The 7933-nt window shown below is 65.0% G+C and carries 8 protein-coding genes; 6 read left to right on the forward strand and 2 right to left on the reverse strand.

Annotated features, from left to right (window positions below; all coding sequences use genetic code 11):
• The 5 genes from ACLP4W_RS17020 to ACLP4W_RS17040 all read left to right on the forward strand — a co-directional run.
• A partial coding sequence (locus tag ACLP4W_RS17020; protein WP_442387874.1) for an AMP-dependent synthetase/ligase occupies positions 1-1658 on the forward strand: 1658 nt, incomplete at its 5' end.
• 211 nt (positions 1659-1869) lie between these two features.
• Positions 1870-2106: a hypothetical protein gene (locus tag ACLP4W_RS17025; RefSeq protein WP_442387888.1), complete on the forward strand. Its 237-nt coding sequence runs from the start codon at positions 1870-1872 to the stop codon at positions 2104-2106.
• A 201-nt stretch (positions 2107-2307) separates the two neighbouring features.
• Positions 2308-3462 carry an NAD(P) transhydrogenase subunit alpha gene (locus tag ACLP4W_RS17030; RefSeq protein ID WP_442387876.1) on the forward strand — a complete coding sequence of 385 codons (1155 nt, stop codon included), beginning with the start codon at positions 2308-2310 and terminating at the stop codon, positions 3460-3462.
• Positions 3459-3785: an NAD(P) transhydrogenase subunit alpha gene (locus ACLP4W_RS17035; RefSeq protein WP_442387878.1), complete on the forward strand. Its 327-nt coding sequence runs from the start codon at positions 3459-3461 to the stop codon at positions 3783-3785. The genes ACLP4W_RS17030 and ACLP4W_RS17035 overlap by 4 nt, the downstream gene beginning before the upstream one ends.
• Positions 3782-5206, forward strand: coding sequence for an NAD(P)(+) transhydrogenase (Re/Si-specific) subunit beta (locus tag ACLP4W_RS17040; protein ID WP_442387880.1), 1425 nt, complete (start codon positions 3782-3784; stop codon positions 5204-5206). The genes ACLP4W_RS17035 and ACLP4W_RS17040 overlap by 4 nt, the downstream gene beginning before the upstream one ends.
• Positions 5207-5305: 99 nt before the next feature.
• On the opposite strand, the gene ACLP4W_RS17045 is transcribed toward ACLP4W_RS17040, so the two are convergent.
• Both ACLP4W_RS17045 and ACLP4W_RS17050 read right to left on the reverse strand, forming a co-directional pair.
• Positions 5306-5518: a hypothetical protein gene (locus ACLP4W_RS17045; protein WP_442387882.1), complete on the reverse strand. Its 213-nt coding sequence runs from the start codon at positions 5516-5518 to the stop codon at positions 5306-5308.
• A 708-nt stretch (positions 5519-6226) separates the two neighbouring features.
• Entirely contained in the window at positions 6227-7390 is a 1164-nt protein-coding gene (locus ACLP4W_RS17050; protein ID WP_442387884.1) for an NAD(P)H-dependent amine dehydrogenase family protein, read from the reverse strand.
• Positions 7391-7491: 101 nt separating this feature from the next.
• On the opposite strand from ACLP4W_RS17050, the gene ACLP4W_RS17055 reads away from it, so the two are divergent.
• Positions 7492-7933: SDR family NAD(P)-dependent oxidoreductase (locus ACLP4W_RS17055; RefSeq protein WP_442387886.1), on the forward strand; the 442-nt coding region annotated here is incomplete at its 3' end.

The raw sequence follows: 7933 nt of genomic DNA on the forward strand, positions 1-7933 counted from the left end.
CGCTGGCGGCCGGCCTGCTGGCGCTGGGCATCGAACCCGAGCAGCGAGTCGGTATCGCGTCGAGCACGCGATACGAGTGGATCCTGGCCGATCTGGCGATCATGTGTGCCGGGGCCGCCACCACCACCGTGTATCCCACCACCAACGCCGGCGGCATCGCCTACATCCTGGCCGACTCGGAATGCCGAGTCGTGTTCGCCGAGGACACCGGGCAGCTGGCGAAGCTGACCGAACGCCGCGCCGAGCTGCCCAGCCTCACCAAGGTGGTGCTGTTCGACGGCCCCGGCGACGGCGACTGGGTGATCACCCTGGCGGGCCTGGTCGAGTTGGGGCAGAAGTATCTGTTCGAGCATCCGTCGGGTGTGCGGACCCGAACGGACGCGATCACCCCGCAGCAGTTGGCGACGTTGATCTACACCTCAGGAACCACCGGACCGCCCAAGGGTGTGCGGTTGCCGCATTCCGCCTGGGCCTATGAGGGGACGGCGATCGTCGCCATGAACCTGATGTGCGAGGACGATCTGCAGTTGTTGTGGTTGCCGATGGCCCATGCGTTCGGCAAGGTCCTGATCACCGCCCAGCTGGCGTGTGGGTTCGTCACCGCGATCGACGGGCGCGTCGACAAGATCGTCGACAACATGGCGGTGGTCAAACCGACGGTCATGGGCGCCGCACCCCGCATCTTCGAAAAGGCGCACGCCCGCATCGTCACCACCCAGCAAGCCCAGGGGGGCCTGCGGGCCCGGCTGTTCGCGGCGGCATTCACCGTGGGGCTGGGGGTGGACCGCCGACAGCGCGCCGGCCGCGCCGTGCCACTGCCGATGTCGCTGCTGTACGGGCTGTTCGACCGCCTGGTGTTCAGCAAGGTGCGTGAAGTGTTCGGCGGGCGCATCCGGTTTTTCATCTCCGGCGCGGCACCGTTGAACCGCGACATCGCCGAGTGGTTCCACGCCGCGGGCCTGCTGATCCTGGAAGGCTACGGCCTGACCGAGACCGCGGCCGGGGCGTGCGTCAACCGGCCCGATCAGTACAAGTTGGGCACCGTGGGCCTGCCCATGAACGGCACGTCGATACGCATCCACGAGGAAGACGGGGAAATCCAGATCCGCGGCGCCTGTGTGATGGACGGCTACCACAACCTGCCCGACAAAACGGCGGAGACGTTCACCGACGACGGCTGGCTGCGCACCGGCGACCTGGGCACAATCGATGCCGACGGGTTCCTCACCGTCACCGGCCGGATCAAGGAGATGTTCAAGACCTCCGGCGGCAAATACATCGCCCCGCCGGCGATCGAGGCGAAGTTCATGGCGTTGTGTCCCTATGTGAGCCAGTTCATGGTGTTCGGGGAGGCCCGCAATTTCTGTGTGGCGTTGATCGCCCTGGATGCCGACCTGATGTCGGGGTGGGCAGCCGAGAACGGACTCGACGGCGCGACCTACAAGGAGCTGGTCAACGCGCCAGCGGTGGGGGAGATGATCGATGAGTACATGGCCAAGCTCAACGGCGGACTCAACCGATGGGAAACCATCAAAAAGTGGGTGCTGCTCGACCACGATCTGTCCATCGAGCTCGGCGAGCTGACACCGTCACTGAAGGTGAAGCGCTCCGTAATGGCCGAACAGAACAAGCAAATCCTCGATGCCTTCTACACTTGATCGAGCCCCGGACCCGCGAGGTGCCCACCGCGCACGGCGCTGGTCGGCCGGCCCGACTCACCGCCCGGTCAAGGTCTTTCGACCCTTACCGCGGCGCCGCTGCAGGCGTTGAGTGAAAGTTGCGAGCAATAGCCATCGGCCCTAGGCGGCGGGTACCTCGTGGCCATCGGTGATGCGCCCCATCTAATGCCAGGGCAGAACAAGAAACGTCATGAAATACGCCACACCCGAACGGATCAGCGCGATCCGGCAGTGTGACCCGCTGGACGCCGATACGCAGATCGGCCCGCAGGTATCGGACTGGGCGCGGGGCTGTGGACGCGTGACGAGACCCGCGCCTACAAGGGTCTCCGGCATCGGCCGCGAGAACCGTCTCATGATGCTCGACCACAGCCAGAAGAAAAATCTGCTGGTCAGCTACAGCGCCAAACAACTCGGCCTGTTCTGAAACCCGCTGTCTCTCAGGCAGTTCCCCCCGTTGTCCACGACTAACGATCGGAGCACGCCATGAAGGCCGCCGTTGTCACTGACTTCCATGCCCCCTGCAGATCCGTGACCTGCCCATCCCCGAACCAGGGCCGCGTCAGGCACCTTCGCCGGAATATCCCCTCGCCCCAGCCGCTTCCCCGGATCGGAAGAAGCTGACGATATGAGCGGACTAACGGTAGGCACGGTGGCCGAGACGGCGCCCGGGGAGCGGCGGGTCGCGCTGAGTCCCGACGGCGCGGCCCGGCTGCAGACCGCTGGGCAGCAGGTGATCATCGAGGCCGGTGCGGGCGCCGCGGCGTGGTTCCCGGACGCCGACTACACCGAATCCGGCGCCCGCCTGGTTACCAGGCACGAACTGTACGAGCAGGCCGACATCGTCGTCTGCGTACACCCGCCCGCTGAGGCGGACGTCAGCCTGCTGCGCCCGGGTCAGGTCCTCATCGGGCTGTTGGCGCCCCTCATCGATCCGCATCTGGCCCGCAGTCTGGCTGAGGCTAAGGTCACCGCGATCAGCCTGGACGGTCTGCCCCGAACCGTGAGCGCCGCCCAGTCGATGGACGTGCTCAGTTCACAGGCCAACGTCGCCGGCTACAAAGCCGCCCTGCTCGCGGCCGACAGCTATGGCGGCTACCTGCCGATGTTCATGACCGCCGCCGGCACGACGCGCCCGGCACGGGTCCTGGTGATCGGCGCCGGCGTCGCCGGGTTACAGGCGATCAGCACCGCCCGCCGACTCGGCGCGGTCGTGACCGGCTACGACGTCCGCGACGCAGCCCGCTCCGATGTGTTGTCCACCGGTGCGCATTTCCTCGAGCTCAGTACGGCCGTATCCGCCGCAGCAGACGGTGGTTACGCCCGCGCACTGACCGACGACGAGCGTGACGGCCAACAGTCCGCATTGAACGCCACGATCGGCGGGTTCGATATCGTCATCACCACCGCGCAGGTACCCGGCAGGCGACCACCGTCACTCGTCTCGGCGAGTGGGCTGGCCGCAATGCAACCCGGCTCAGTGGTAATCGACCTCGCCGCAAGCGAGTTGGGCGGCAACGTCGAAGGCTCAGTGCCGCAGACCACCACCATCACCGACAACGGCGTCACCGTGATCGGTGCCGGCAACCTGCCGTCCGGCGTCCCGAAGGCCGCCTCGACCGCCTACGCCCGCAACATCGTTGCGCTACTGGCCCACCTCGTGCGTGACGGCAGCCTCGTGCTGGACCCCGACGACACCATCACCGCCGGTGTGCTCATCACCCACGACGGCGACATCGTCCACCCCGCGGTCCGCGCCCTACTGGAAGGACCAGACCGATGACTCCCCTGCTATTCGCCGACATCACGATCTTCGTGCTGAGCCTGCTCGTCGGGGTCGAGGTGATCAGCAAGGTCCCCGCTACCCTGCACACCCCGCTGATGTCCGGGTCGAACGCGATCCACGGTGTCGTCGTGGTCGGGGTGATGGTGCTCGCCGCGACGGTCAACACCCCGCTCGGCTATGTCCTGCTGATCGTGGCGGCGGCGTTCGCGGCGATGAACGTGGTCGGCGCCTACGTCGTCACCGACCGCATGCTGCAGATGTTCCGCCCTCGCCCGGTTGCGGTGCGCGCAGCATTACAGCAGAGCCCGGGTACGTCATGAGTGCCTTCGACACCCTGATCCACATCGTGTATCTGCTCGCTGCGGCCAGCTTCGTGCTCGGTCTGCACCTGATGACCTCACCGGCCACGGCGCGACACGGAAACCTGCTCTCCGCGGCCGGTATGGCCATTGCTGTCGTGAGCACGATCGCGGTCCTCACCCACGACCACGTGATCACGGCCCTGGCCACAATCGTGCTGACTGTGGGGCTGCTGGGCGGCGGTCTGGCCGGGCTGCTCACCGCCCGTCGGGTGAAGATGACCGCGATGCCGCAACTCGTCAGCCTGTTCAACGCGGTCGGCGGCGGTGCAGCCGCGCTGATCGCATTCGGTGACGCGATCAAACACGCCGGATCCCTGCACCTCAGTCACCTGCCCGTCAGTGCCACCCTCACCACATTTCTGGACTTGCTCATCGGCGGCATCACCTTCTCCGGTTCACTGATCGCCGGCGGTAAGCTCGCCGGCATCATTGCGGGGAAGCCATTGACCTTTCCCGGCCGCCGGGCGCTGAACCTGATCCTCCTAGTCGTGGCACTCGCCAGCGGCGTCACCTACACCGCCGGATATGGCGGTCTACCGATCCTCTGCGCGCTCACCGCTGCTGCCCTTGGCTTGGGGGTCCTGGCCACCCTGCCCATCGGCGGCGCGGACATGCCTGTCGTCATCTCACTGTTGAACGCCTGCACAGGCGTCGCCGTCGCCATGGCTGGCTTCGTCATCAACAGCACCCCGCTGATCATCGCCGGAGCCCTAGTCGGCGCCGCTGGTGGCATCCTCACCAAGCTGATGGCCGACGCGATGAACCGATCGTTGCTCAACATCATCGCCGGCGGTTTCGGCACCGGCGACGACAACACTAGTGGCCAGCCGACTGCGGTAACGGGCACAGTGCGCGAGATCGCCGTCGATGATGCCGCCCTCCAACTTGCCTACGCCGGAAAAGTTGTGATCGTGCCCGGCTACGGCCTTGCCGCAGCGCAAGCGCAACACGAAGTCGTCGAACTCGCCGCGGCCCTCACCGAGCACGGGGTAGAGGTCAGCTACGGCATCCACCCGGTCGCCGGGCGGATGCCCGGGCAGATGAACGTCCTGCTCGCCGAGGCCAACGCCCCCTACCAACAGATGAAAGACCTCGAGGAGATCAACCCCGAATTCGCCCGCACCGACGTCGTCCTGGTCGTCGGGGCCAATGACGTCACCAACCCCGCCGCCCGCAGGCCCGGCAACGCGGTGTCCGGGATGCCCATCCTCGACGTCGACCAGGCCAAGAGCATCATCGTCATCAAGCGCTCCCTCGGCCACGGCTACGCCGGAATCGACAACGAGCTCTACGCCGATCCCAAAACCGCCATGCTGTTCAGCGACGCCAAAGTGGGTCTCACCGCGCTCCTCACTGGGCTGAAGGCCTACGTCCATTAACTAGTCCAGGCAATTACCCCAGGTTCTGTTCCGATTCTTATCGGAAGATTGGAAGTTGGGACTGCACCAGATCCCCCAGTCGCAAATGCGGCCTGAGGTTCACGCGCTCGAGCAGGCACGCAGCAAGAACCTCGACCAGCGCCGCGCGAGGATCAACGGTCTGAACCCGCACGAACGGGCGCGAGTGCCGCGCCACACCTTCCACCGCAGCGGTAAGGAGTCAAGGCCAACGATGCCGCCGGCGGCAAGTTCGTTTGGAAGCTCCACCAACTCGTAGTCCGGGATCAGGCGATGCCACTCTTCAAGAAGCACTGCCAACTCCTGCGGGCCATTTGTGAACCGAGACAACGATGGGGTCTGCCCAGAACGATAGATGTCAGATGACGCCACGGTCGAAGCTCGCGCACTTTCGTTAGCCCAAGTCAGATGCCGAGCGAGATCTTGCTGTCAGACGCGACGGCCCACAAAGGGGCCGCTCAACTGCGCCCCTGCTGTGGAGCTGCCGGGAATCGAACTCGGCGCATAAATCTGCTTGACCTGCGAAAACACCAGATTTAAGAACGCGAAACGACGCGAACTGACGCGAAAAGACCTGCGGATACGCGAAGGGTGTTGATGACATCAACAGCGCCGTGCCTTTATTGCCGGCGCGCGGCGATGCGGCACGGGTGACTGCCCGCTCTCGAGCGGCTCGAGGAATCCTTCGCTAGCTGGTGTCGATCTCCCGGCAACTCTCGGCGTCGCTCTGCCGCGCAGCATCCAGGATCCGTTGCGCAGTCGTGCCTGACGCTTTTGCAGAGAAATTCATCGAAGAACCCATCGCTGCGCGGTGGAGCTAAGGGTGGAGCTAAGGGGATTCGAACCCCTGCCTCTACCAGGCGAAATGCTGGTTCACCTGCAGTTTCGTTCCGTTTCGTTCCGATTCAGTCCTGCTCGTTACCTGCGGTTTCGTTGTCGGGTCTTGACTGCGTCAAGAGTGATCATCGACCAGTCGGAAGATCTAGCCGCGCTTGGCGGCTCCTATGCTCCGATCCGAGCGTCGTGATGACCTTCGATCGTGGTGATTCCGTCTCGGCGCGGGCGGAGCGAACCGATCGCTGGCGTTAGCGGGATGTGTAGTGCATCGACCAGGCCTGGGGCCGCGTGACAGACCCACGGGACGGCGTTGATAGCACGCATACCGGTCGCCAGCAGGCCGTGGTCGGTGGAGTCCTCATCGGAGTTGAAGCCGGTTTCGAATTCGGCATCGAAGCTGGGCTCGCCTTCGATCATCACGCGCCACACGCCGTCGATGCCGCCAGCGCGGCTCTTCGGCCAGTCCGGTGCTACGTCTTCTGCCATCCGGTCGACGTGCTCGATCGTGATCACTTCTTGGCCGTCGACCACGCCGATGCAGCGGAACCACACCGCTGCGACGGTATCGGGTTCGATCACGCCGGACAGGGTCTCCAGCCGCCGCGGTGACGGTGCGAACTCGCACGTTTCGCGAATCTCGTCCAGTTGTACGCCGAGTGCTTCGGCGACCATCGTGACCGCCGCGCCCCAGCCGTACTTGATCACGCCGGGCATCATGATTCCACCTTGATAGTCCATCGGCTGACCGAAACCGAACAGCTCCCGCATTTCGTAGACGGTGTTGTCACGCGAGTAATCGGTGATCTCCAAGCCTCGGATGGAGTAGATCCGATTCGACATCGACGCCATCGCGACGGCCAGCAGATCGCAACCGAACCCCGGTTCGATGCCCGATGAATAGATCGAGCTGCCACCCTTTATCGCCGAGTCGACGATGCGCTGCACGGTCGACTGCTTGATAGAACCTCGTGGGTAGACCAGGCCCGGAACGGACGTGGTGACGATGTTCTTGCCCGACTCCAGAATGCGGCAGAAGTCGGTGATCGCCTCGCGCGGGCGGCTGGTTGCCGGCCCGGTATAGATGATGCAGTCCGCGTCGCCGGCCAGAATGGCTGCGTCGTCGCGGGTCGCGGCCACGCCCAACGGGTCGATGCCGGCAATCGTGCCGGCGTCCCTACCCTCCTTGGATTCCGAGTGCACCCAGACGCCCACCAGTTCAAGGTTCGGGCGGTCGGCCACCGCGCGGATGGCCAACCGTCCGACGCGTCCGGTCGCCCACACCACGACTTTGTATGACTGCTCCGGGTGATCCAAGGGTTCCTGCCGCATCGTTGCGACTCCTCTCGCTATTGTCCTGTAATGATTACACATGTAATTTTTTCGTCACAGGCTTTTCGCGCGCCGCGACCGAACGGCAAGGGACATTGACCATGGGTGTGCTGGACGACAAAGTCGCGATCGTCACCGGGACGAGCAGAGGTGTCGGCGTGGGCATCGCCCATGAACTGCTGGGGGCGGGCGCCACGGTCGTCGGGTGCTCGCGGTCACCGCTGGACGCCATCCCCGGCGTGGATTGCGAGCCGGGGTGGGCCGAGCGTTCCGACCAACTGGTTTGTGATCAAGGGGATTACCGCGCGATCGACGCTATGGTCACCGCGGTGGTCGGGCGCTACGGCCGAGTCGACATCCTGGTCAACAACGCGGGTGGGACGGTCCCCGCGCCGCACGCCGAGAACATTCCCGCGCTGGTGTCGCGCATCCAAGGCGCGCCGCGCTCCGACGACGACTTCGAGCGCACCGTGTTGTTTCACGCCTTCGCCGTCCAGATGAACCTCATCAGCCCGTTGTGGTTCGCCATCCGCGTGTACCGCC

Source organism: Mycobacterium sp. (genome assembly GCF_052145595.1).
Lineage (GTDB): Bacteria > Actinomycetota > Actinomycetes > Mycobacteriales > Mycobacteriaceae > Mycobacterium.

What these genes read in the sequence shown, in the direction of transcription:
- ACLP4W_RS17025 (WP_442387888.1), top strand. Translation starts at nt 1,870, where the DNA reads ATGAAATACGCCACACCCGAACGGATCAGCGCGATCCGGCAGTGTGAC.
- ACLP4W_RS17030 (WP_442387876.1), top strand. Translation starts at nt 2,308, where the DNA reads ATGAGCGGACTAACGGTAGGCACGGTGGCCGAGACGGCGCCCGGGGAG.
- ACLP4W_RS17035 (WP_442387878.1), top strand. Translation starts at nt 3,459, where the DNA reads ATGACTCCCCTGCTATTCGCCGACATCACGATCTTCGTGCTGAGCCTG.
- ACLP4W_RS17040 (WP_442387880.1), top strand. Translation starts at nt 3,782, where the DNA reads ATGAGTGCCTTCGACACCCTGATCCACATCGTGTATCTGCTCGCTGCG.
- ACLP4W_RS17050 (WP_442387884.1), bottom strand. Translation starts at nt 7,390, where the DNA reads ATGCGGCAGGAACCCTTGGATCACCCGGAGCAGTCATACAAAGTCGTG.